This is a genomic window from Nocardia barduliensis, assembly GCF_013315795.1.
Classification (GTDB): domain Bacteria; phylum Actinomycetota; class Actinomycetes; order Mycobacteriales; family Mycobacteriaceae; genus Nocardia; species Nocardia barduliensis.
The window spans coordinates 12,951-37,133 of sequence record NZ_JABLTE010000006.1 but is presented as its reverse complement, the minus strand read 5'-3'; the positions used below and the strand labels follow the sequence as shown (position 1 = coordinate 37,133).

Below are 24,183 nucleotides of genomic sequence, written 5' to 3'. Positions count from 1 at the left end.
TTCCGGCGCGCCTACGAGTGGCTGCCCGGCGATACCCCCTGCGCTGGCCGCGCCGAGGCGTATCGCCGGGCCAGTCGTTGCCGGTGCTGGGCAGGCGTGCCGAAGAGGGACCGATCGAGCGTGGCGCGCTTGAGGTATGCGTGGATCCCGCTCTCCCAGGTGTAACCCATGCCGCCGTGCAGCTGCATGGCCTTCCCCGTCACCCGCACCGCCATATCGGTCGCGAACGCTTTGGCCATCGAAACCGCGGTCGCGGCCTCCGGTGCGGACGCGACCTCGGCCCGGACCGCGGCCGCCACCAGCTGCCTGGCCACCGAGATCTGCACCAGCATGTCCGCGCACGCGTGTTTGACGGCCTGGAAGGAACCGATCGGACGGCCGAACTGCTCGCGCACCTCGGCGTAGTCGACGGTGGCCGCGAGCATGGCCTCGCTCAGCCCCAGACTGTCGCAGGCCGTCGCCAACGCGGCCCGGTCGTACAACCGCCGCAGGGCGCGCTCTCCGTCGCCGTGGAATCGCCACACCGCCGACGGCGCCACCTCGACGCCGACGGCGCTCACACGCCCGAGACTACGGGTCGCGTCGACGACCGGTCGCGCGGTGACGGCTGTCCCCGCAACACCAGGTTCCACTACCGCGATGACGATCTCGCCGTCGGGATGGCGGGCGGGTACGAGCAGCCGGTCCGCACCGGGCGCGTCGAGCACGAAGTCGGCGTTACCGTGCAGTCGCAGGCCGTCGGTATCGGGCACGAGCCGGAACGGCGCGAGATCAGCGTGCGCGCCGGGCGCCACGGCGCCGACCCGCTCCTCCGCCGTGAGCGCGACAACCGGCAGCACCGCGCCCGCGACGGTGCCGCGAAACAGTTCGTCTCGTCCGGGATGGGGCTCCAGTAGGCCGAGCGCGCCGACGGCGAGCACCGCGACCGAAGGGTACGCGCCGCGGGCGACGGCTCGGCCCATCTCCTGGAGAATCACCGCGACTTCGGCGAACGTGGCGTCGGCTCCATCGAACGCCGCGGGCGCTTCCAGCCCGAGCCACCCGGAGCGGGCGATCAGCGACCAGTCGACGGCAGACTCGGCATCGGCATTACCCAGCAGGTCGCGTGCGATCGCTCGCATTTCGTCGTGGATCTCGGCGAATTCGTCGCTCATCATGTTCCCGCCGGTTCTCTGGGCAGGCCGAGTCCGCGCTCCGCGATGATGGTGCGCTGGATCTCGCTGGTCCCGCCCGGAATGGTCCATTCCCAAGAGCCGACGAAGTCGAGCACCCAGGCGCCCGACTCCCAGCCGCCGGACATCGGTTTGCGCAGTATCGTGTGCGCGGCCACTCCCCCGACCTCCGTGCCGAAGTCCGTCATCCGCTGCAACAATTCGCTGTAGTACAACTTCGCCACGGAAGCGTCGGCCGGACCCGCGCGGCCCGCGTCGTGCCGCTCCACCAGGTCGCGGCACAGTGCGCGCAATCCGGCGATCTCGATGTCGAGCGCGGCCAGCCGGTCGGCCACCAGAGCGTCGTCCAGCGGCCGCACGCCCTCGGGATCGGCTCGCTCGCAAGCCTCGACCAGCAGGCGGAATCCGGTGTTACCGAGCCGTTCGGACAATTCCAGCATGGTGAGGCCGCGTTCGGCGCCGAGTGTCTGCTGCGCCACCTGCCAGCCCGCGTTCTCCGCACCGACCAATCCGTCGGCCGGGATGCGCACCTCGTCCAGGAATATCTCGCAGAAGTGCGATTCCCCAGTGGCCTGCCGGATCGGGCGCACCTCGATGCCGGGGCTGCGCATGTCCAGCAGGAAGTAGGAGATCCCGCGCCGCTTCGGGGCGGCCGGGTCGGTGCGAGCCAGCAGCAGGCACCAGTCCGCGTACTGCGCACCGCTGGCCCACACCTTCTGCCCGGTCACGACATAGCCGCCGCCGTCACGGCGGGCGCTGGTCTGCAACGCCGCCAGATCGGACCCGGCGCCTGGTTCGGAGAAACCCTGTACCCAGATCTCGCCGTCCAGGATCGCCGGGAGATGCCTGCGCCGCTGTTCCTCGGTGCCCGCGGCAAGCAGCGTCGCGGCCGCGTGGTGAACGGCCACGAAGGCCAGCACCAGTCGCGGCGCGTCGTGCGCGGCGAGTTCCTGGTACAGCACGATCTGTTCCGGGACGGACATGCCACCGCCGTATTCGCGCGGCCAGTGCGGCACCGCGTATCCGGCGCGGCGTAGCCGCTGGAACCACTCGTGCTGGAAGCGTACGAATTCCGCGTCCGTCGGGCCGGTTTGCGTCCGCCGCCAATCGGCGGGCACATGCGTACGGCACCAGTCCCGGACCTCGCCGCGGAACTCGTCGAGGTCGTGCCCGGTCACCGTGCCCGCTGTCGCAGCGCCAGCAGCCGGTCCCGGTGTTCCGGGGACTGCATGGTGACCACCTCGGCGGCGAAACCGGCCTGCATCGGACCGCCGAGCGCTTGGGAAAGATACATGTTCACCACCCGTTTCGTGCTGCGCAGCGCCTCCGGCGGCAGGGCAGCCAACCGGACGGCAAGTTTCCGTGCCTCGAGCAGCAAGTCGTCCGCGGCCACGACCCGCGACGCCAGCCCGACTTCGACGGCGGTGGCGGCATCGATCCGGTCGCCGGTATACAGGTATTCCCGCGTCCGCAGGATCGGAGTGAGCAGCGGCCAGAACGCGGCGCCGCCGTCCCCGGCGACCAGGCCGACGGCGACGTGCGGGTCGGCCAGGTAGGCGCGATCGGACATCAGCACGACGTCGCACAGCACTGCCAGGCTGGCGCCGAGCCCCATCGCGGCACCGTTCACCGCGGCGATCACCGGCAGCGGAAAGCGCAGCATCTCCTCGATGATCTGGGCGCCTTCGCGGATGCTCTCGTCCCGTGCGACCGGGTCGTCCAGGAAAGAGGTGATCCAGTCCAGGTCGCCGCCCGCGCTGAAGGCCCGGCCGGAGCCGGTGAGGATCACCACTCGGGCCTCCCGGTCCGCGGCCAGCTGCCGCCACACCTGCGCCAGCGCTCGGTGCAAGTCGGCGTTCACCGCGTTGAGCTCGCCGGGGCGGTCGATGACGACGACGCGGACCGGCCCTTCGGAGGCGACGGTCAGCGCGTCGGGCAGGTCGTAGCGCATGGCGTCACCCTTCCCCCGGCTCGGAGAACAAACCGGTCAGGCCACGGCGGCCCGCCAGCCGGGCCAGCAGATCCTCGGTGGCGACCAAGCCGAGCGGCAGCCTGCGCGACGGCAGGCTGTAGCGCGACAGCCACGACAGTGGCGACTCGTCGCAGAAGCCGAGGGCACCGTGCAGCTGGTGGGCCACGCGGAACACGGCCTCGGCCGCTTCCAGCGCCGCGGCGCGCAGGGCCAGCGCATCGATCAGCGCCTCGCCGCGATCGGCCTGGATGCTCCACAACGCGTAGCGGGCGAGCATGTCCACACCGCGGCGTTCCACCTCGGCGTCGGTCAATTGGAACTGCACCGACTGGAACTCGGCCAGCGGCTTGCCGAACTGCTCCCGCACCAGCACATGGGCGCGGGCGAGTTCCACCGCGCGATCGAGCATGCCGAGCAGGGTCCAGCACGGCAGTACCAGCGCGAGCGCCAGGTCGGCCGCGCCGTCGGCGTCCACCGGCGACACGTCCAGTCGCGCCACGAACGCCGACTCACGCGAGGACACACCGGACGGTCGCACCACCACCGACCCCCTGGCGCCGTCCAAGGTCACCGCCGCCCAGCGCAGGTCGAGATCCGCGACCGCCGCGGCGGGCTCGTCATCCGACACCACCACCAACCCGTCGACGTCCAGGTCGACCGGACGGGCCAGCCGCTCCGCCACCGGGTAGGGCGTGGCCCAGTAGCCGGCGCTGCGGCACAGCGCCGCAGCCGCTTCCAGCTCGACCGGATCACGCCGCGGCTCCAGGTCCCAGGCGCCGAGTTCACCCAGCACCGGCGCGACGAGGTTCCGCCGCGCGGGCTCCCGCTCGGCCCACTGCACCAGTTCGTCGCCTCCGGCCGCGCGCAAAGCGCGCAGCGCCTGCACGCCGTACTCCCGTGCTTCGGCGCAGAGTTCGATGGTCATCGCCCGTCCGTCCGCCGGGAACGGTGCGGCGGTCACGCCGCCTCCCCCGCCCGGCGTGGCCCACTCAGCAACGAGCGCGCCAGCAGAATCTTCTGCATCTCGATACTGCCGGAGGCCACCGTCGCGGCGTTCGCGTATCGCCAGTGGTCGTCCACCGCGCGCCGGAACCTGCGCTGGGTCTCCTCCCGCGAGCCCGCGAACGCGGCGAGTTCGGCCAGCACGCTCGCGCTTTCCTGGTCGAGCCTGGTCACCGCGATGCGGTAGGCCGCGGCGTCGCCGGGGGCGACCCGCCCGGCGCTCTGCAGCGCGATCACCTGGTACGCCAGCAGCCGCGCCCGCCGGGCCCGGTTGAGCGTGCGGGCCCAGCGACCGCGCAGCTCGGCAGGCACCGTGTCCCACCGCTGCCCGAGCACGTCCGGCGCGGCCTGCAACAGCCGCTCACAGCGCGCATAGCGGGCGATGCCGACGCGTTCGAACGCCAGCACCTCCTGCACCACCGACCAGCCCTCGTCGACCTGACCGAGCACGTCGGCTTCGGTCACGCGCACCCCGTCGAAGAAGACCTCGTTGAGATGGTGCGGTCCGAGCATCGACCGGATCGGCCGCACCTCGATTCCCGGATCGGACATCGGCACCAGGAACACGGTGAGCCCCTGCTGTTTCCGCGCCCGGGTCGCGGTGCGCGCGAGCAGGAAGCACCACTGCGCCATGGTCGCGTACGAGGTCCAGATCTTCTGGCCGGAGATACGCCAGCCGTCACCATCGCGTCGGGCGGTGGTCCGCAGCGAGGCGAGATCGGAACCGGCGTCCGGCTCGCTGAATCCCTGGCACCAGATCACCGCGCCGCGCGCGATCGGCGGCAGGTGCTCGCGTTGCTGTTCGGCCGTGCCGTGCCGCATGATCGTCGGGCCCACCCAGTTGACGCCCATGTACTGCGCCCCGCGCGGTTCGTGGTGCGCCCACATCTCCTCGCGAACCACGGTCTGCTCCCACACTGAGGCGCCCCGGCCGCCGAACTCCGCCGGCCAGGCCGCGCACAGCAGGCCCCGTGCGGCGAGCACCCGGCAAAATCGCTGGGCCACAGCCAGATCGGCCGGATCGTCGGTGAACGCGCCGAGGTAGTCGGCGGGGACCTCTTCGGCAATCAGCCGCCGCAGCTCACCCCGGAGCCGGGTGGCGGCCTCACCCATCGTGAAGTCCATGGGGCGCATGGTACTTCAATCCTCATAAGGATAGCAATATTTGTATGGTCATTCCGCGGTGACTACACTGCCGCCATGACGGAAAGGCGTGCCGGGTGAGGACCAACCAGAGGCGGACCGCGTGACGGCCGCCAAGCGCGGCCGGGTGCCGCAGCGGCGCATCGCGGAGACCGTCGCCGCCGAACTGCGCACCCGCATCCTGGCCGGCGACGAGAACTACCGCCTCCCCACCCAGGATCAGCTGGTCCAGGACTTCGGGGTGAGCTACCCCTCGATCCGCGAGGCGCTGCGCATCCTGGAGACCGAGGGCCTCGTCACCGTCCGCCGGGGCAATGTGGGCGGCGCCGAAGTGCACCGCCCCGACGAAACGTCGGCGGCGTATCACCTGGGGTTGGCCTTGCAAGGCGCGCGTGTCACCCTCGGCGATCTCGCCGCGGGCCTGCGCACACTGGAACCGCTGTGCGCGGCCGCCTGCGCCGAGCGGCCCGACCGCGCCGAGACCGTCGTCCCCGCGCTCACGCAGAACGTGGACAAGTCGGCCGAACTCGTCGACGACGGCGTCGCCTTCACCCACACCGCCCGCGAATTCCACGACCTCATCGTCTCGTTCACCCCGAACCTGACCATTCGCTACGTCGTGAGCACGCTGGTCACCCTGTGGTCGGCACAGGAAGAGGCGTGGGCGGAGGCGTTGACCCGGCGCGGGGAATACCCGTCCGAGGCCGAGTCGACCGAAGCCCTGCGCACCCACCGCCGCATCACCAGGGAGATCGCGCAGGGGCGGGCAGCCGAAGCCGAGCGCCTGTACCGGACCCATCTCGCCGCCACCCAGACACTGGTGCTGCAGCGCTTCGACGACGGCGTGGTGAACGCCTCGTCCGCCGGGACGCGGCTGGCCATCCAATCCGGCCTCCGCTCGCAGATCTGAGTTCGTCGGCCTGCCGCATCGTCACAACGACCCGCATCGACCAGGGGCGGCTTCGGTTACGCGTTGCTCCGCCGAGCCGGAGCAGCGTACGATAATGCCATTTTCACAGCGTGAAAGTGGATTACCTAGCGGCTGGTCAGCGCCTCTCCGGACGAAACATGGGTTCTGGCCGTCCGCATAGCGCCCGCACAGGGCCGAGCATCGCAAGCGGATACCGAGTTCTCTAAAAACTGCGGCTGAACAGGCACTATGTGGCTCGATTCGGCCCCAGCGATCCAGACCGGGGCACCGCCCCGATCTTCGCATTCAGCGCCCGACACCGACAACCGTAACCTACTCAGCGGTAGCCAACAGGTCAAGTATTGCTATCCTTGCGAGGATTGAAGTAGCGTGGCCCACGACACATCCGCCCGCTCTACCCGGGACCGGATTCCCGTCGTCCCGGGCCGCCGGGCCGGGCTGTGCCACATCTCGAACATCGACTTTCTCATCGCATGGGAGGCCCCGCCTTGACTCGAGGGGCGCGCTACCGCACCACCACACCGATAACCCTCGCCGAGGGGTGGACCGTCCGACAGCTCACCCCGCCGAGCCGGCTGTTCGGCGCGAACGGCCTGCGTACGGGCGCCGACGGGCGAATCTACGTGGCCCAGGTGGCCGGCAGCCAGATCAGCGCACTCGACGTCGCCACCGGCGACCTCGAGACCGTCAGCGCCAAGGGCGGCGACATCGTCGCCCCCGACGACCTCGCCTTCGATCCCGAGGGCAACCTCATCGCCACCGAGTACATGGACGCACGCGTCAGCATGCGCGGCACCGACGGCCGCACCCGGGTGATCCGCGACGATCTGCCCGGCGCCAACGGCATCACCGTGCACAACGGCCGGTTGTTCGTCAACGAATGCCGGATCGGCGGTCGCCTCATGGAACTGCCGCTGGACGGCGGCGCGCCGCGCGTTCTGCAGGACAACTTGCCGATGCCCAACGCCATGGAGGTCGGCCCCGACGGTCTGCTCTATTACCCGGTGATGGGGACCAACGACATCTGGCGCATCGATCCCGACGGCGGTGCGCCCGAACGTGTCGTGGGTGATCTCGGCGTGCCCGACTCGGTCAAGTTCGACTCCGCGGGCTTCCTCGTCTCCACCCAGGTGCAGACCGGCGAGGTGCTGCGGATCGATCCGCGCACCGGTGACCGTCAGGTGCTGGCGAGCCTGGACCCGGGCCTGGACAACTGCACCTTCGTCGGCGACCGGCTGTTCGTCTCGAACTTCTCCGGTGCGATCACCGAGATTCTCACCGCCGGACAGACCCGGTCCGTTCTGCAAGGCGGGCTGCTGTGGCCGCTGGATCTGACGGTCGGCCAGGACGGCGACCTCTACGTCGCCGACGGCACCTTCTTCTACGTTCTGCGTGACGGCGAATTGCACACGGTCGCCTCGCTTTTCAGCGCGGGTAACCCGGGCTACGTGCGCGGCGTCAGCGCGGTCGGCCCGGGCGAGTTCCTGTGTGCCACCTCCACCGGGCAGATCTCGTACTACCGACCGGGAACCGGCGAAGAGCCCGATGTCGTGGCCGACGGGTTCGATCAGCTCTACGGGGTGGCGGCAACTGCCGACAGGACGATCGTGGCCGCGGAACTCGGCACGGGCCGGGTGCTTTCGATCCGGGCCGGACAGGTCGAAGTGCCGGCCTCCGGGCTCGACGCCCCGATGGGGGTGGCATTCGGCCCGGACGGCACCGCCCTGGTCTCCGAATCCGGGGCCGGTCGGATCGTCTCGATCGGCGGCGGCGGAGTCGACACGGTGGTGGACGGACTGGAGACGCCGCACGGAATCCTGGTGCGCGGCAGGCAATTGCTCATCCTCGACGTCGGCCTCAAAGCGTTGATCGGCGTCGATCTCGAGACCAAGGCCCGGCAGACGCTCGCCGCGAATCTCCCGGTCGGCGCGCCGCCCGGGGTGGTCGCCAAACCGCTGCGCGGGACTCCGCCGTTCTCCGGACCCATGGGCCCGTTCGCGGGCATCGCCGCCGGACCGGACGGCACGGTCTACCTGTCCGCCGACGCCGAGGGCAGTGTGCTCGCACTGCGCGGGAAGGCCTGATCCGACGATGACCGACGACGGCCTCACACACGACTTCTTCGGACTTTCCGGACGCGTCGTCATCGTCGCGGGCGCTGGCGGTGGCGGTATCGGCACCGCGGTGACGCGGCTGATCGCCAGGGCGGGCGCCACTGTGATCGGGGTGAGCCGCTCGAAGGAGAACCTCGGCGCACATGTCGAACCACTGGCCGCGGAGGGTCTTTCCGTGGTGTCCGTCGCGGCCGACGTCGGTACCGAGGAGGGCGTCGCGACCGTACTCGAGCACGCCCGCACGGCGCCCGGCCTCCTGCACGGGCTGGTCAACGTGGCGGGCGGCGCCGCGGCGCGCACCTGGATGCCCGCGACCCGGGTGACCAGGGAGGACTGGCGCGCGTTGTTCGCGCAGAACTTGGAGACGATGTTCTTCATGAGCCAGGCGGTGGCCGCCGAGCTGAAGTCGCAGGGCAGACCCGGTTCCCTGGTATCGCTGTCCTCGATCAGCGGCATGAACACCGCACCGTTCCATATCGCCTACGGCACCGCGAAGGCGGCGCTGGTGGCGGCGACCAGGACCCTGGCGGTGGAGCTGGCCCAGGACGGCATCCGGGTCAACGCCATCGCGCCGGGTGTCACCGAGACACCGGCCTCCGGCACCTACGTCGACGACGATCCCCAGCGGGACCGCCGCGCCATCGCCATGGGCAGACGCGGGCGTCCGGATGAGCAGGCGGGACCGATCCTGTTCCTGCTGTCGGATCTGTCGACCTACGTCACGGGCCAGACCCTGCTCGTGGACGGCGGCCTGAACCTCAGGTGGACCCATCTCGGCGAGGACCACACCTCGCTGTTCCTCAAGGACGAGAACTTCCGCGCATCGATCACCCGCTGACGCACCCGAAGTTGTGACCAGGAGCATGTCATGAGCGAAACGACCACCGAGACAACGGATTCCGCGACCGACGAACCGCTGTCGGCGCCGATGACGATCGGCGTCGAGGCGTACATCTCCGAGGAATACGCACGCGCCGAAGGCGACAAGCTCTGGGCCAGGGTATGGCAGCAGGTCGAACGCGTCGAGGAGATCCCCCGAGTCGGCGACTTCCTCACCTACGAGATCCTCGACGACTCGATCATCGTCGTGCGCACCGCACCGGACACCATCCGGGCCTACCACAACGTGTGCGCCCATCGCGGCCGCAGACTCGTCGACACCCCGCCGGGCGCGCACGATGCCCGCGGCAGCCGCAAGCAGTTCGTCTGCGGGTTCCACGGGTGGCGCTACGACCTGGAGGGCCGCAATACCTTCGCGGCCGAGCGCGAGGACTGGGTCTGTGGGCTCACCGAACGCAACGACGGACTGAACCACGTGCAGGTCGACACGTGGGGCGGCTGGATCTGGATCAACATGGACCCCGACGCCGAACCGCTCCGGGAGTACCTCGAGCCCGCGGCCGGTCTGCTCGAACACTTCGAACTGGAGAACATGCGCTATCGCTGGCGGCGGTGGCTGACTTTCGACTGCAACTGGAAAGTCGCCTTCGAGGCATTCATGGAGACCTACCACGTGCCCTACACCCACCCGGAGTTCATGAACTTCGGCACTTTCCTCGGGTGGTCGCGGGCGCAGGGCAAGCACAGCAATATCGGCTACGACGCGCCAAAGGGCATGGAGGAGAACCAGGCCAAGGTGCGTGTCGGCAGCGGTCCCGACGCGCGCGTCTCGACTGCCACGCTCCAGAACTTCACTTGGGAGAACGCCAACACGAACACCACGCGCACGCTGGTCGATGTCGCCAACCGGCTGGTCGACGAACTGCCCGAGGGCACGCCGGCCCACGAGGTGCTGCGCTACTGGCTCGACACCGCGCGGTCGGAGGACGAGGCGCGCGGCGTGGTCTGGCCGAAGGTCGACCCCGATATCGTCGCCCGGGCCGGTACCGCGTGGCAGATCTTCCCCAACTTCCAGATCGGTCACGCGCTGAACAACATGCTGTGCTACCGGTTCCGGCCCTACGGCTACGACCCGGACAAGTGCGTCTTCGAGGCCGCCGTGTTCGAACTCTTCCCACCCGGCGAGGAGCCGCAGACCGAGTGGGAGTACACCCCGGTCGGCGATCCCGGCTGGCGGACCGTCCTCCCGCAGGACTTCTCCAATATGGCCGCTGTCCAGCAGGGCATGAAGAGCCGGGGCTTCTCCGGGCCGAAACCCAACCCCTATCGCGAACGCAGCGTGGTGAATCTCCACCACAACCTCGCCGCCTACATGGGTACCGGCGAGCCGCGCGATCTGACCTGACGAGCGGGACCCGGCCGGTCCGTCACCAACGACCCGAGTTAGAGATCCAGGAATTCGAATGCAAGAGTGCAAGCCCACGGTTACGCCCGATGTCGATCGGGATGCCCTGCGCGCGAGATATCTCGCCGAACGTGACAAGCGCCTGCGTCCCGAGGGACAGAAACAGTACCTGCTGACCGAGGGCGAATTCGCGGACTACTACGAAGAAGATCCGTACACGCCGGTCGTGCCGCGCGAGCCGATCACCGACGAGATCGAGGTGGCGATCCTCGGCGGTGGTTTCGCGGGTCTCATCGCCGCGCACCGATTGCGGCAGGCCGGTGTCGAGGACTTCCGGATCATCGAATTGGGCGGCGACTTCGGCGGGGTCTGGTACTGGAATCGCTACCCCGGCATCCAGGTCGACTCGGACAGCTACTGCTATCTGCCGTTGCTGGAAGAGACCGGCTACCTGCCGAAGGAGAAGTTCTCCTTCGGCGACGAGTGCTACGAACACGCCCAGCGCATCGGCAAGCACTTCGGCCTGTACGAGAAGGCGGTCTTCCACACGCTGATCCGCGCGCTGGAATGGGACGAGCAGATCGAACGGTGGCGGATCGCGACCAATCGGGGCGACGACATCCGCGCCCGGTTCATCGTGATGTGCCAGGGGCCCTACAACCGGCCGAAGCTGCCCGGTATCCCCGGCATCACGCAGTTCGAGGGCCACACCTTCCACACCGCGCGCTGGGACTACGAGTACACCGGCGGCACATCGAAGGGCGGGTTGGACAAGCTCGGCGACAAGAAGGTGGCCATCATCGGCACCGGCGCCAGTGGCATCGGGACGATCCCACACCTGGCCGAAGGCGCCGAACACCTCTACGTGTTCCAGCGCACGCCGTCCTACATCTTCGAGCGCGGAAACACGGCGACCGATCCCGAATGGGTGAAGTCGCTGCGGCCGGGCTGGCGGGAGGAACGGCAACGCAACTTCCACAACGCCGCCTACGCGTTCTACTCGCCGGGCGAGCCGGACCTGATCTGCGACGGCTGGACCGAGGTCGCCCGTAATGTGGCCGCCCACCTGGACGCCACCGGCGGTTGGGCCGAATTGGCGACGAATCCGATGAAGGTCATGGAACTCAAGGAGGCGGAGGACTACCGCGCGATGGAGCGGGTGCGCCGCCGCGTCGACGAGATCGTGGCGGACAAGGCGACGGCCGAGGCGCTCAAGCCGTACTACCGGCACCTGTGCAAGCGGCCGGGTTTCAGCGACAACTACCTGCAGGCGTTCAATCGGCCGAACGTCACGCTCATCGATGTCTCCGACACCAAGGGCGTGGAGCGCATCACGGCGAAGGGGCTCGTCGCGCACGGCGTCGAGTACGAGGTCGACTGCATCGTCTTCGCCAGCGGCTTCGAGATCAGCAGCGATATCGACCGCAGGCTCGCGATCCAGCCGTTCACCGGCCGGGGCGGCCGTTCGCTCTACGACCACTGGGCCGAGGGGTTCCGTACCCTGCACGGCATCCTGTCCCACGGGTTCCCGAACCACTTCGCCACCGGGTTCGTCCAGGGCGGGGTGACCGCGTCCACGACGCGGATGTTCGAGCAGCAGGCCGATCACATCGCCTACATCATCGCCGAGACCCTGGCCCGCGGCGCGACCACGGTGGAGCCCAGCGCGGCCGCCGAGGAGGCGTGGATCGCGACCATCCGGGCGAACTCCTTCGACAACAGCAATTTCGTGCGCGAATGCACGCCCGGCTACTACAACAGCGAAGGCGAGCCGAACGGGCGGTCGTTCCTCGGTGATCCCTTCTGGGGCGGCTTCTATGTGCTCGAGCAGATGCTGCGGGACTGGCGTGACGCGGGCCGGTTGGAGGGCCTCGTCCTGGGTGAGTGACGGGACCTGAGCCGCGATGGACCTGCGAGAGGATCGGACAACTTGCGAGAATTGAGATTCGACGATCGCGTAGCCGTGATCACCGGCGCCGGACGGGGGTTGGGGCGCGCGTACGCGCTGCTGCTGGCCGCGAAAGGCGCGAAGGTGGTCGTCAACGATCTCGGCAGCAGTGTGCGTGGCGACAACGTCGAGGCGAACCCCGCGGCGGAGGTGGTCGCGGAGATCGAAGCGGCGGGCGGCTCGGCCGTCGCCTGCACCGCGTCGGTGGCCACCGCCGCGGGCGGGCAGGCGATCATCGACGCGGCGCTCGACCACTACGGCCGCCTGGACATCCTCGTCCACAACGCGGGCAACGTCCGCTACGGGTCGCTGCGCGAGCTGAGCTACGAGGATTTCGACGCGGTGCTCGACGTGCACCTGCGCGGCGCGTTCCACGTCGTCCGGCCCGCGTTCCCGGTCATGGCCGACGCCGGCTACGGCCGCGTGGTGCTCACCTCGTCGATCGGCGGCCTCTACGGCAACAAGGGCGTAGCCAACTACGCCGTGTCGAAGGCGGGTGTGATCGGCCTGTCCAACGTGGTCGCGTTGGAGGGAGCGGAATTCGGCGTCCGCAGCAACGTCATCGTGCCCGCCGCGGTGACCAGGCTCGCCGATGGGCTGGACACCTCGTCCTACCCGCCCATGGGGCCGGAGCTGGCCGCGCCGACCGTCGGGTGGCTCGCCCACGAGGCGTGCTCGATCACCGGCGAGATGCTGGTGTCGGTCGCCGGGCGCGTGGCGCGGGCCTATATCGCCGAGACCGCGGGGGTCTACCGCCCCTCGTGGACGGTCGAAGAGATCGGCGAGCAGATCGACGCCATCCGCGATACGACCGGCTCTTGGATTCTGCCTGCCGTCCCCGCGGGGCACAGCGATCACATCAGGAAGAGTTTCGAGCTAGCCACGGAGGCAGGACAGCATGCCCGTTAAGGTCTACGAACGTATCCTTCAGCTCTTCGAAGCCGAGGGCATCGACACGATATTCGGCATTCCGGACCCGAATTTCGTGCACATGTTCCACCTCGCCGAGGAACGCGGTTGGAACGTCGTCGCACCGCATCACGAGGAATCGGCCGGATTCATGGCCGAGGCGGTGTCGCGGATGACCGGCAAGGCCGCGGTCTGCATCGGCACCCTCGGCCCCGGTGTCGCCAACCTGGCAGGTGCGATGATGTGCGCGAAGGTCGAGAACTCGCCGGTGATCTTTCTCGGCGGGCAACGCGCTCGGATCACCGAGCAGCGGGTGCGGCGCGGGCGGATCCAGTTCGTCAAGCAGGCCGAACTCTTCGCACCGTCGGTGAAGTACAGCGCCAGCATCGAATACGCCGATCAGACCGACGAGATCATTCGCGAGGGTCTGCGCCGGGCGCTCACCGGGACACCCGGACCGGTCTACATCGAGTGGCCCAAGCACATCATCCAAGAGGAACTCGACGTACCGGAACCCCTGCCGCCCAGCCGGTATCGCCTCGTCGGCCAGACCGCGGGCCAGGACCGGATCGAGGAGGCCGCACGACTGATCCGCGCGGCACGACAGCCGGTACTGCTGGTGGGGCACGGCGTGCACACCGCGCGCGCCGGGGAATCGGTGCGCGCGCTCGCCGAGCTGATGGCCTGCCCGGTCGTCCAGACCTCCGGCGGCACTTCGTATATCGAAGGTCTCGAGGACCACACCTTCGCCTACGGCTTCTCACCGTCGTCCATCGATGCGGTGGTGAGATCGGATCTGTGCCTGGCTATCGGCACCGAACTCGGTGAGCCCGTCCACTACGGGGTCGGGCGGCACTGGGTCGCGGGCGAGGCGAACCGCAAATGGGTTCTGGTGGAACAGAATCCGGAAGCGATCGGGGTCAACCGGCCGATCGACGTGCCGCTCGTCGGCGACCTGCGCGCGATCGTCCCGCAGCTGGTCGACGCGCTGAAGGACACGCCGCGCACGCCGTCGCCCGAGCTGGCCAGCTGGATCGAGCAGGACGCCGCCCGCTTGGCGGAGCTGTCCGAAACGGCGCCGTCGGGCCGGTCTCCGGTGCACCCCGCACGGTTGATCGTGGAGGCGACCAAGGTGTTCCCCTCCGACGGCATCATGGTCCGCGACGGCGGCGCCACGACGATCTTCGGCTGGACCTACTCGCAGGCCAAGCCGCACGACGTGATCTGGAACCAGAACTTCGGCCATCTCGGCACCGGGCTGCCCTACGCCGTCGGCGCCTCGGTGGCCGAGGGCAGGAAGCGGCCGGTCATGCTGATCACCGGCGACTCGTCGTTCCTGTTCCACATCGGCGAGTTGGAGACCGCGGCGCGACTGAACCTCCCGCTGGTCTGCGTGGTCGCCGTCGACTACGCATGGGGCCTCGAAGTCGGCGTCTACAAGGGCCTGTTCGGGCCCGGGTCGCTGGAGACGGGTACGCACTGGAGCACCGACACCCGCCTGGACAAAGTCGCCGAGGGGTTCGGCTGCTACGGCGAATACGTCGACCGCGACGAGGACATCGCCCCCGCCGTCAAACGGGCGTACGCCAGCGGCAAACCGGGCGTCATCCACGTCGCCGTCGACCCGAAGGCGAATTCCGAGGAGATGCCGAGTTACGACGAGTTCCGCACCTGGTACGCGGAAGGGACACAGTAGTCATGCGCGAATACGACAGGTTCTATATCGGCGGCGCCTGGGTCCACCCGGCCCAGGCGCGGTCCTTCGAGGTCGTGAACCCGGCGACCGAGCAGGTGTGCGGCACGGTAGCGAGCGGGTCGGCCGCCGACGTGGACCGGGCGGTCGCGGCCGCCCGCACCGCCTTCCCCGGCTGGTCGGCGACCTCGGTGGGCGAGCGGGTCGAACTGCTGCGGGCGATCGGCACGGAGTACGGCAAGCGCGCTGGCGATCTCGCCGCGGCGCTGACCGAGGAGATGGGCGCGCCGAGCGCGCTGGCCGGCGGCTTCCAGGTCGATCTCGGAGCCGGGCACCTGACGACCGCCATCGAGGTCCTGGAGAACTTCGTCTTCGAGGAGCGACGCGCGGCCACGCTGGTCGTCAAGGAGCCCATCGGCGTCTGCGGCTTGATCACGCCGTGGAACTGGCCGATGAACCAGATCGCCGTGAAAGTCTTCCCGGCCCTGGCCACCGGCTGCACCACGGTGCTCAAACCGTCGGAGCAGGCTCCCTTCGTCGGCCAGATCTTCGCCGAGATCCTCGATGCCGCGGGCGTTCCCGCAGGCGTGTTCAATCTCGTGCAGGGTGACGGGCCGAGCGTCGGCGTGCCGCTGTCGCGTCACCCGGACGTGGACCTCGTCTCCTTCACCGGCTCGACCCGCGCCGGCATCGAGATCGCGCGCAACGCCGCGCCCAGCGTCAAGCGGGTCACCCAGGAGCTCGGCGGCAAGAGCCCGAACATCGTGCTCGACGACGCGGAACTCGCGGCCAATGTCGGCAGCGCCGTCGCCACCATCATGACCAACTCCGGCCAGACCTGCAGTGCCCTGTCCCGCATGCTGGTCCCGCGCGCCCGCATGGACGAGGCCGTCGAGGTCGCCCGCCGGGCCGCGCATGCGCTCACCGTCGGCGATCCGACCGGGAACGTCGCGTTGGGTCCGGTGGTCTCCGCGGCGCAGTTCGACAAGGTCCAAGCGCTCATCCAGCGGGGCATCGACGAAGGCGCCACGCTGGTGGCGGGCGGCACCGGCCGCCCCGACGGGCTCACCAAGGGCTACTACGTGCGGCCGACCGTCTTCGCGAACGTCACCAACGACATGACCATCGCCCGGGAAGAGATCTTCGGCCCCGTGCTCACCATCCTCGGTTACGAGAGCATCGACCATGCCGTCGAGATCGCCAACGACACCGAATACGGCCTGGCGGGCAACGTGGCGGGCGCCGACCTCGAGCAGGCGCGCGCCGTGGCGCGGCGCATCCGGGCAGGCTGGGTGTCGATCAACGACGCCTTCGACTTCCACTGCCCGTTCGGCGGCTACCGCAAGAGCGGGAACGGCCGGGAGTGGGGCGAATTCGGATTCCACGACTATCTGGAGATCAAGGGCATCCTGGGGTACGCGCCGGACGAAGTGTCATAGATCGAGGACCACGGCAGGGCATGAGAAAAATTCCGACCTCGGTTATGGAAATTACCCATACGGAATACCTATCGACATTCAACCAGGTGGGGGGAAGGATCAGGTTTGACGGTCAATGTCGCCCGCCCGGGGGAATTCCAACAACATCGTCCGATGATTGGACTTCCAAATGTTTATCAAGAAATTGGTGGCTACCGCCCTGTTCGCCATAGCGACGACAGGTATAGCAACGGCCACAGCACACGGTGAGGGCACCCTGGCAGACCTCACGATGAACGGGGTGGATGGGCCTATCTCCTACACGACAACCCTGGCTTCGGATCACCGCACCGCTACGGTCGATCTGGACTCGGGGCGGTTCGAGGTGACACCGGCCGCCGTCAACGTGCTGGCTGACGACGGCGCGATCGTCGGCGCGATCCCGACGACACTGCGTATGGAGACCGGTCAAAACTTCTCCATCACACCGTCGCTCGATCCGTCGGGTAGGACGCTGACGCTGACACCGGCGGCCGGCGTGCCGTCACCCGCCGCGTTGGCACCCGAGGTGCAGGGCCTGATGCACGACGCGCTGTTCGGCGGCGCCGTTCTGGGCGCGGCGATCGGTTGCGCGATCGGCATTGCCATCGGAATCTGGTTCTTCGTCGTCGGCGCCGTCATCGGTTGCGCGGTCGGCGCTGCGGTAGGTGCCTGGTTCGGCTTCTTCTTCACGCCGTTCTGATCGACATTCCGGAGAACCGAATAGAGGTACTCGACATCGGCCGGGCGGATCACGAATCCGCTCGGCCGCTCCCTATTGTCCGGCCCCTCAGCTGATCGACAGTCCCTCCGGCGCGGTGTGCTCGGCAGTTACCCCGCCGGATTGGGCGAGCAGATCCAGGGCGATGTCGATGATGAGGTCCTGGATCGGATAGCGGCCGAGGGGGTGGCGTTCGAATTCGAGGAATCGGCTCCCGGTCTCGTCTGCGTGGCCGCCCCGGTCCGCGAAGCGGACCAGGTGGTGGCGGCGATCAGCGTGGCGGGCCCGTCCCACCGGTTCCATCCCGACGCGCACGCGGCGTCGGTCCGCGCGGCTGCCGACGGGATAGGGCTCACCCTCACCCGGCGGGCTCGGCTGTCGACCGGCGACTCCGTCCCGTCTTGAACTTCGCTGAATCTTTGCCTGCTCCCGGCAACATACACGAGAAACCACAGTCGAACAGGATCGAGTGCAGACACTTTGCCGTTCGCTAGGGGTTCCCAGAACCTATATCCATCTGTTACATTACCGATGCGGAGCCTATATAAACGGGTGCTGCCTCTGTCCGAACGACAACGCTGTCACCGGACATCCGCTCCGACAAGGTCGTCGGTAGGCCGACAATGTCGTAGGCCGCGCAACTGAGCCGCACCCGCCGGATGAATGTTCCAGCCCGCCCTCGAACTGCCCGGTCACCACCTGGTCACCGGGAAGCAGTTCCGATATCCGGCCGTGTCGGACTCCGCGGAACGGGGCAGGCTGGAACAATCCTGGGCGACCGCCGACCCGATCGGATATTGAGCCAGAGGAACCCATCGACATGCCGATCAACTTCTTGAGCGGGCTGGATTTGATCGCCGCGCTCGATGTGCGCAATGTCGAAGCCCATCTCGCCGATGCTGTCGAGGGCTGTACGGCATGCGCCACCACCGCGCGGCCTGGGGACGGCTGCCCCGCGGGCCTGGCCGCGCGAATCCGCAGCGACGCCGCGCCCGGCACCGCACCTTCTCCGCTGACGGCGATCGAGATCATCGACAAACTTCTCGCGCTGCGCCGGTCACCGCAGCCCGAAGGCTCGGGCGCGTAGCGCGAGTGCCGCACACTGCCCCGTCTCCGTCCGCGATCAGCACGATCAGCTAAGAGTCAGCCCGGCCCGCGAACTCGCGCGGCCGGCGGATCACTCCGCGACTGAATCGGCTGACGGGGCTGGTGACCGACGAGGAGGCGGCGCCCGCGCAGCGCACCCGCGTGTGGGAGGACCGGATCACCCCGATGTCACGGTCTGGGTTCGCGGGAACCGGTGCCCCATCACATCCGCCCACCATGCGCTCATCTTGCTGGACTCGGGCCAGATGATCCGGTCCCGGTCTTCCTCGTCGGTGCGGGGCATTTTCACGTCCTCGATCACGATGCAATTCCTCTGCGCCGTCCAGCTATGACAAGAGGCACCTCGTTCTCGCGCGGCGCGAGCTTTCGCGACATCGTTCGAGCAGCGGGGGCGCCCCGGTGCGTACCGGCACGACCGCGCTGTCGAGCCGATACGTGCAGCGGATACCACGCGCGACCGTAAACAAACCGATCTTTCGGTACCTCTTCCGCGAATCGGTTGTCGACCGCGACCTCCGCATCCGGGCATGCCCGCGGGCCGCTCGCCCGGCGCCCTACACCTGCTCCGGCGCCTCGGTGGCGACCGGCTCGTGCTCGTCGCGCACCCACGCGTCGGTCTGGGTGAGCCAGAACAGATAGGCCAGAGCGGGTAGCACCGTGACGGCTGCGACGGCCACGACAGCGAGCAGTCCGAGCAGTGTCGCTCGCGCACCCGCGGCATCGGCGATGAGCATCTGATCCACGAGGATCCACGGGGTCTGCGCGACCGCCCATCCGATGACGATCGCGGCTACCGCGGCCGCCGCGGGCACCCGCGCCCACCCGAAGCGGCGACGGTACACCAGGACGAGCGTGAGCACGCCCGCGGCGGCCGACAGCGCGATCAGCGGTAGCGCACGGCCGAGCAGTCCGGCGCCGAGGGTCGGCGCGTCCTGCCGGATCGGTGCGATCGCCGCGATCGCGACCGCCCCGGTCACACCGCCGACGACGAGCGTGCGGACGCGCAGATACTCGGCGAGCGCGTGGTCGCCCGACCGCGCGGCGTCGGCGGTGAGGAAGACCCCGGCCAAGAAGGCGGACGTTCCCACGGCCAGCGTGCCGCCCAGCAGGGAGGTCGGATTGAGCCACGACTGCACCATGTCGCCGTACCCCTCGGCGGGCACCCGGCCGGAGGCGATCGCCCCGACGGCAGTGCCGAAGAAGAACGGCGTGATCAGCGACGCGCCAGCGAACAAGGCGCCGAACAGGCGCGCCTGGCCCAGCGTCGCGGAGTATTTGCGGAACGCGAAATTCGCCCCGCGCAAGACGATTCCGAGCAGGGCCAGGCTCATCGGGATGAACAGGGTGGTCATGACGGCCGCGAACACCGTCGGATAGGCGGTCCAGAGGAACACCAGAATGTAGATCAGCCAGACGTGGTTGGCTTCCCACACCGGCCCGATGCTGTGGTCGATGAGCACCCGCAGGCGGCTGCCACGCCGCGCTCCACCCGCGGTCAGATCCCAGAATCCGGAGCCGAAGTCCGCGCCGCCGAACAGCGCGTACGCCACCACCCCGAGGAACATCGCCGTCGCCACCACGTCCGAGAGATCCATCGTCACGGCTCTCCGATGCTGCGGGCGCGCTGCTCCTGGTCGACCGGCGACGCTCCGGGCCCGTAGGGGGCGGTGATGGTGGTGGCGCCGCCGCGCCAGCGGCGGGCCATGGAACGCAGGACGACGACGGCTCCCACCGTCATCCCGACATACACCAGCAGCACGCTGACATAGCTCCACCACAGGCCGGTGCTCGTGCTGGCGGCGTCGGTGGTGCGTAGCACCTGCCACACCGTCCACGGCTGGCGGCCCACTTCGGTGGCGATCCAGCCGCATTCCAGCGCGAGAACTGCCAAGGGACCGGCGGCAACCGCCGCCCACAGGAACCAGCGCTGGTCGCGTAGGTCGCGGTGCCGCCAGCGCAGCAACCAGAACACGAGCACCATGAGCGCGAGCAGGGTGCCGATGACGACCATGGTCTGGAACGCGAGGTGGGTGATGTTGACCGGCGGCCGATCCTCGACGGGGACCGCGTCCAGACCGGGGACAGGGGCGGTCAGCGAGTTGCGGGCGATGATCGAACCCAGGCGGGGGATCTCGAGCGCGCCGCGGACCTCCCCGTCGACCAGCACGCCGCCCAACCGCAGCGGGGCCGGGCCTTCGGTGGTGGTCGCCAGTTCGAATGCCGCCAACTTCGCCGGTTGCGTATCGTGCACCCGCATCCCGAGAACGTGCCCGATGAGAGGTTGCGCGAGCGCGGCGACGGAAGCGAAGACGAACGGGACCGTGAAACCCAGCCGGTGGTGGTCGTCACGGCGTCCGCGCAGCAGACCGGCCGCGTAGACACCGGCCACCAGGAACCCGACGAGCATGAACGCCCCCACCCACATGTGCGCGAACTGCAGGTAGACACCGTCGTTGAACATCGCTCGCCACGGATCGACGTCGGTCACCGCGCCGTCGACGAGCCGGAAGCCGGTCGGATTGTTCATCCACGCGTTGACGCTGATCACACAGAACGTGCCGACCACCCCCGCGACGCCCATCGGGACGAGCATCGCGAGATGCCTGCGCGGCGGCATGCGACCCCATCCGTACAGGTAGATGCCGAGGAAGATCGCTTCGATGAAGAAGGAGAGGCCTTCGAAGGCGAACGGCAAGCCCAGCACGTCGCCGTAGCGGCCCATGAGGCCCGGCCACAGCAGGCCCATTTCGAAGCTGAGAACCGTTCCGGAGACCGCGCCGATGGCGAACAGGATCGCCGACACCGTCGCCCACCGCTTGGCCAGTCCCAACGCAACGGGGTCGTCGCGGATGATGCCACGGCGGTGCACGACGTAGATCATGGCGGGGAACGCCACCCCGAAACAGGCCAGCACGATGTGCCACCCCAGTGAGAACGCCATCTGCTGGCGCGCGGGCAACAGACCGGGCGGCGGCTCCGCCGACGCCTGGTAGAGCGCGACGAGCGTGCTCGACACCATGCCAGCCCCTTTCCGCGGTCTCGGGAGCCGCATACCCGCACACTCCGGCCCTTTCGCGTGGTATCCCCATTCACCGTTCACAAACCAGCAAGTCGCTCCGCCTTCGTGGGCTGAGACGGCATGTCCGGATGGGAATCCGTGACTATCGATGTCGGCGGGGATTGTGGTGTGATCGGTATAGGGAGGAGCGCCGATGGGGAATTCTCTGCGAGATCGACACCGATGGTTGTCCGGGGTGGTCGGCAGTGTCGTGGTCGCCGCGACGGTGGCTGGTTGCGAGACCGCCGACAGGCCGTCGCCTATGGCATCGCCGAGCAGCGTCACCACGTCCACGGCCGCACCGCCGCAGCCGTGGACGCTGGCCGATCTCACGTATCACCCGTGCAGTGTGCTCGGGCCGGACGATATCGCCCGCTTCGTGCTCGAACCCGAAGCCAAGGCGTCCACGCCCCCGAAGCAGCTGCCGCGCTGCACGTGGTCTTCCATCCAAACCGGAGCGTCCGGCAGTTTCACCATAGGCTTCGCGCCCCACAACGCCGACCTCACCGATCTCGGGCAGCGCAAGGTTCACCAGCCGCTGGAGCGGACGATCACGGTCGCGGGCCGGCGCGCCGTACTGGATCCCACTATCCGTCCGGACGGCCGTAACGGCAGCTGCGCCCTCCACGTGTCGGTGCCGTCAGGCGGATCGTTCTATCTGGGAATCGCCGCCCCCGGGATAGCCACGGGCGTCGACTGGGACGTCTGCGCCAAGACAATCGACGTCGCCACCACGATCGCCGGGCGCCTGCGGTGATCGTCCATCCCAGCCACCCGACATCCGCACCGCCGCGACTTCCCTTTGCGATACCGATGTGGCCTGAGCATCACGCTCACTAGGTGGTGCGCCGAGCCTCGCGGCCGATGATGCTCACAACGCGTTGCCGCATTCACGCTGTCGCCACAGCGGGCGGCCATTCCACAGGTTCGACATTCTCCGGCTTTCCCTCGCCACCTTCGCTCCAGTCGAATTCGGGCAGGGGCGGGCCCCACTGCCGTGGCTCGGTGAACAGGATCTGCCCGGTGCCGAAGTCGACCAGGGCGAAGCTGGTCCGGCCCTGGAACAGAACTTGCGCGAACGAGGCGTTACCGGTGAAGGTCGCGCCGTGGAACCAGGCGGGTCCGCCGAAGGCCGCATTGCGGAAAGAAGCGGTTTCGGTGAAGGTCACCCCGCGGAACAACGCTTCGTTGTCGAAGGCGGCCTTGTCGAACGAGGTGTCACCGGTGAAGGCCGCGCCGTAGAACCAGGCGGCTCCGGTGAACCTCGCCGCACTGAACGAGGCGTTCCGGGTGAAGGTCGCCTCGTGAAAAGAACTTTCGCGGCTGAAGGTCGCCCCTTGGAACCAGGCGTTGCCGGTGAAGGTCACCCTGTCGAGCCGTGCGTCGCCGGTGAAAATCGCTCCACCGAATACGGCGGTGCGCGCGAAGATCGCCTCGTGGAACCAGGTCCAGGAATTGTTGTCGAAAGACGCCCCGTGGAACCAGGCATCGCCGGTGAAAGTCACGCTTCGAAACGAAGTGGTTCCGGTAAAGGTCGCCCCACGGAACAACGTATCGTTTCCGAAGGTCGCCCCATCGAACGAGATATCGCTGCTGAAGGTCGCTTCGCCGAAGGATGTCTCGCCGCTGAACGTCGCATCGCCGAACGTAGTGTCGCCGCTGAAACTCGCCTCGCCGAACGAAGCGTCGCCGCTGAAGATCGCCTCGCCGAACGAAGTGGCGCTGGTGAAGGCCGCTTTGTGGAACCAGGAGTCGCCGCTGAAGTTCGCCTGGTGGAAGGAGGCGGTTCCGGTGAAGGTCGCCCCGCCGAACCGAGCGCCCCCGACGAAGGTGGCGTTGTCGAATCGAGCGGTGCCCGAGAATGTGACGTTGTCGAAGTCCGCGGCTTCCAGGCGCGAGGTGCGGAAGTCGAGATTGTAAGGCGACCAGGCATATTCGGTCCCCGGTAGCAGATGATCGGCGATCACACGCACGATGGTTCTGCGAACTTCTCGATCGTTCTGCCGATACTCGAAATGTTGTTCGTTCTCGAAGCCGGACGGCTCGACAGCCGGATACTTGCGGATGTCCTTGGTCTGGTGGTTGCCGCCGAGTTCGGGACTGTACGGCAGCCGAAGGTAGCCGCACAGCACGTCGATGCATTGCTGGCGGCGTGGGCCGTCGGTTTCGTCGGCTACTCCGGCCATCGCGTACACCCCGGCGATGCGGACCGCGACATCGGTCGCGCCGAGCTGGGCGGCCGCCGCACCGAAACGTTCCACGAACTTGCTCTGCTCGAGATCGCGTTGCCGCCGGTAGGCGATCACCAACGCGACCACACCGCCGACCCCGGCGACAACGGTCAGTGCTACACGAGTCACTTCGATCTCGGCCGCGGCTCTGCCCCTATCGATGGGCATGATCAGTCGCAGGAAACCGTAAGCCACGCCCGCCACGACGAGCCCGCCGACGAGCGCGTAGCCGACAGCGGCGAACAAGCCGATCCGTCCAGCGCGGTGACCGAAGGCCGACAACGTGGTCTTGTCTCGCCGCGTCCGCGCCACACTCGATCCGCTACGTCTTTGTGCGCCGAATGCGCTCACCCACCCGAGCATCATCCGATTGTGCTCGAAGCCACACTATCGCGTGCGGTACTCCGACGTTCCGCGGACAGCACCCGGATGCGGGGTCGCCGAGATGAGCGTTGGGCACGAGGTTTCGGGATCTCGACG

At 68.3% G+C, this 24,183-nt stretch carries 21 protein-coding genes and 1 pseudogene; 13 read left to right on the top strand and 9 right to left on the bottom strand.

The window, feature by feature from the left end; translation table 11 throughout:
- Positions 1–11 precede the first annotated feature (11 nt).
- From HOV91_RS04480 to HOV91_RS04460, 5 genes are read right to left on the bottom strand one after another with little or no spacing between them, the layout of a single operon-like run.
- Entirely contained in the window at positions 12–1,157 is a 1,146-nt protein-coding gene (locus HOV91_RS04480) for an acyl-CoA dehydrogenase family protein (protein ID WP_246349827.1), read from the bottom strand.
- Positions 1,154–2,350 (bottom strand): acyl-CoA dehydrogenase family protein, encoded by a 1,197-nt coding sequence (locus HOV91_RS04475; protein ID WP_174184148.1) that lies wholly within the window; start codon positions 2,348–2,350, stop codon positions 1,154–1,156. The genes HOV91_RS04480 and HOV91_RS04475 overlap by 4 nt, the downstream gene beginning before the upstream one ends.
- On the bottom strand, positions 2,347–3,123 hold the full coding sequence (locus HOV91_RS04470; RefSeq protein ID WP_174184147.1) for an enoyl-CoA hydratase/isomerase family protein: 777 nt from the start codon (positions 3,121–3,123) through the stop codon (positions 2,347–2,349). The genes HOV91_RS04475 and HOV91_RS04470 overlap by 4 nt, the downstream gene beginning before the upstream one ends.
- A gap of 4 nt (positions 3,124–3,127) precedes the next feature.
- Entirely contained in the window at positions 3,128–4,069 is a 942-nt protein-coding gene (locus HOV91_RS04465; RefSeq protein ID WP_174184233.1) for an acyl-CoA dehydrogenase family protein, read from the bottom strand.
- A 32-nt stretch (positions 4,070–4,101) separates the two neighbouring features.
- On the bottom strand, positions 4,102–5,271 hold the full coding sequence (locus HOV91_RS04460) for an acyl-CoA dehydrogenase family protein (protein ID WP_174184146.1): 1,170 nt from the start codon (positions 5,269–5,271) through the stop codon (positions 4,102–4,104).
- A 121-nt stretch (positions 5,272–5,392) separates the two neighbouring features.
- On the opposite strand from HOV91_RS04460, the gene HOV91_RS04455 reads away from it, so the two are divergent.
- The 12 genes and pseudogenes from HOV91_RS04455 (at position 5,393) to HOV91_RS04400 (ending at position 18,394) form a co-directional block, all read left to right on the top strand.
- Positions 5,393–6,199, top strand: a complete 807-nt coding sequence (locus HOV91_RS04455; protein WP_174184145.1) for a FadR/GntR family transcriptional regulator — start codon at positions 5,393–5,395, stop codon at positions 6,197–6,199.
- Positions 6,200–6,693: 494 nt separating this feature from the next.
- Complete coding sequence (locus HOV91_RS04450) at positions 6,694–8,304, top strand: SMP-30/gluconolactonase/LRE family protein (protein WP_174184144.1); 1,611 nt, start codon at positions 6,694–6,696, stop codon at positions 8,302–8,304.
- A gap of 7 nt (positions 8,305–8,311) precedes the next feature.
- Complete coding sequence (locus HOV91_RS04445; protein WP_174184143.1) at positions 8,312–9,172, top strand: SDR family NAD(P)-dependent oxidoreductase; 861 nt, start codon at positions 8,312–8,314, stop codon at positions 9,170–9,172.
- A gap of 30 nt (positions 9,173–9,202) precedes the next feature.
- Complete coding sequence (locus tag HOV91_RS04440) at positions 9,203–10,579, top strand: aromatic ring-hydroxylating oxygenase subunit alpha (RefSeq protein WP_174184142.1); 1,377 nt, start codon at positions 9,203–9,205, stop codon at positions 10,577–10,579.
- 58 nt (positions 10,580–10,637) lie between these two features.
- Complete coding sequence (locus tag HOV91_RS04435) at positions 10,638–12,467, top strand: flavin-containing monooxygenase (RefSeq protein WP_174184141.1); 1,830 nt, start codon at positions 10,638–10,640, stop codon at positions 12,465–12,467.
- Positions 12,468–12,509: 42 nt separating this feature from the next.
- Complete coding sequence (locus HOV91_RS04430; RefSeq protein ID WP_174184140.1) at positions 12,510–13,436, top strand: SDR family NAD(P)-dependent oxidoreductase; 927 nt, start codon at positions 12,510–12,512, stop codon at positions 13,434–13,436.
- On the top strand, positions 13,426–15,132 hold the full coding sequence (locus HOV91_RS04425) for a thiamine pyrophosphate-binding protein (RefSeq protein ID WP_174184139.1): 1,707 nt from the start codon (positions 13,426–13,428) through the stop codon (positions 15,130–15,132). The genes HOV91_RS04430 and HOV91_RS04425 overlap by 11 nt, the downstream gene beginning before the upstream one ends.
- A gap of 2 nt (positions 15,133–15,134) precedes the next feature.
- On the top strand, positions 15,135–16,568 hold the full coding sequence (locus tag HOV91_RS04420; protein WP_174184138.1) for an aldehyde dehydrogenase family protein: 1,434 nt from the start codon (positions 15,135–15,137) through the stop codon (positions 16,566–16,568).
- A 157-nt stretch (positions 16,569–16,725) separates the two neighbouring features.
- Positions 16,726–17,289: a DUF8020 domain-containing protein gene (locus tag HOV91_RS04415; RefSeq protein WP_246349825.1), complete on the top strand. Its 564-nt coding sequence runs from the start codon at positions 16,726–16,728 to the stop codon at positions 17,287–17,289.
- 180 nt (positions 17,290–17,469) lie between these two features.
- A pseudogene (locus HOV91_RS04410) lies at positions 17,470–17,712 on the top strand (IclR family transcriptional regulator domain-containing protein); the annotation flags it as partial.
- Between the two features lie 258 nt (positions 17,713–17,970).
- On the top strand, positions 17,971–18,108 hold the full coding sequence (locus HOV91_RS04405) for a hypothetical protein (RefSeq protein WP_174184137.1): 138 nt from the start codon (positions 17,971–17,973) through the stop codon (positions 18,106–18,108).
- A gap of 19 nt (positions 18,109–18,127) precedes the next feature.
- Positions 18,128–18,394, top strand: coding sequence for a hypothetical protein (locus tag HOV91_RS04400; RefSeq protein WP_174184136.1), 267 nt, complete (start codon positions 18,128–18,130; stop codon positions 18,392–18,394).
- Positions 18,395–18,571: 177 nt separating this feature from the next.
- Here the strand turns inward: HOV91_RS04400 and HOV91_RS04395 are convergent, their stop codons facing one another.
- The 3 genes from HOV91_RS04395 to HOV91_RS04385 all read right to left on the bottom strand — a co-directional run bounded on the left by HOV91_RS04395 (position 18,572) and on the right by HOV91_RS04385 (position 21,433).
- Positions 18,572–18,715: a hypothetical protein gene (locus HOV91_RS04395; protein ID WP_174184135.1), complete on the bottom strand. Its 144-nt coding sequence runs from the start codon at positions 18,713–18,715 to the stop codon at positions 18,572–18,574.
- 253 nt (positions 18,716–18,968) lie between these two features.
- The gene (locus tag HOV91_RS04390) at positions 18,969–20,009 is read right to left on the bottom strand and encodes a cytochrome d ubiquinol oxidase subunit II (RefSeq protein WP_174184231.1); all 1,041 of its coding nucleotides are present in this window, start codon (positions 20,007–20,009) and stop codon (positions 18,969–18,971) included.
- A 2-nt stretch (positions 20,010–20,011) separates the two neighbouring features.
- The gene (locus tag HOV91_RS04385; RefSeq protein ID WP_246349824.1) at positions 20,012–21,433 is read right to left on the bottom strand and encodes a cytochrome ubiquinol oxidase subunit I; all 1,422 of its coding nucleotides are present in this window, start codon (positions 21,431–21,433) and stop codon (positions 20,012–20,014) included.
- A gap of 193 nt (positions 21,434–21,626) precedes the next feature.
- Here HOV91_RS04385 and HOV91_RS04380 point away from each other — a divergent pair, with 193 nt between their 5' ends.
- Positions 21,627–22,229 (top strand): DUF3558 domain-containing protein, encoded by a 603-nt coding sequence (locus tag HOV91_RS04380; protein ID WP_174184134.1) that lies wholly within the window; start codon positions 21,627–21,629, stop codon positions 22,227–22,229.
- 133 nt (positions 22,230–22,362) lie between these two features.
- Here the strand turns inward: HOV91_RS04380 and HOV91_RS04375 are convergent, their stop codons facing one another.
- Complete coding sequence (locus HOV91_RS04375) at positions 22,363–24,015, bottom strand: pentapeptide repeat-containing protein (protein ID WP_174184133.1); 1,653 nt, start codon at positions 24,013–24,015, stop codon at positions 22,363–22,365.
- Positions 24,016–24,183 lie beyond the last annotated feature (168 nt).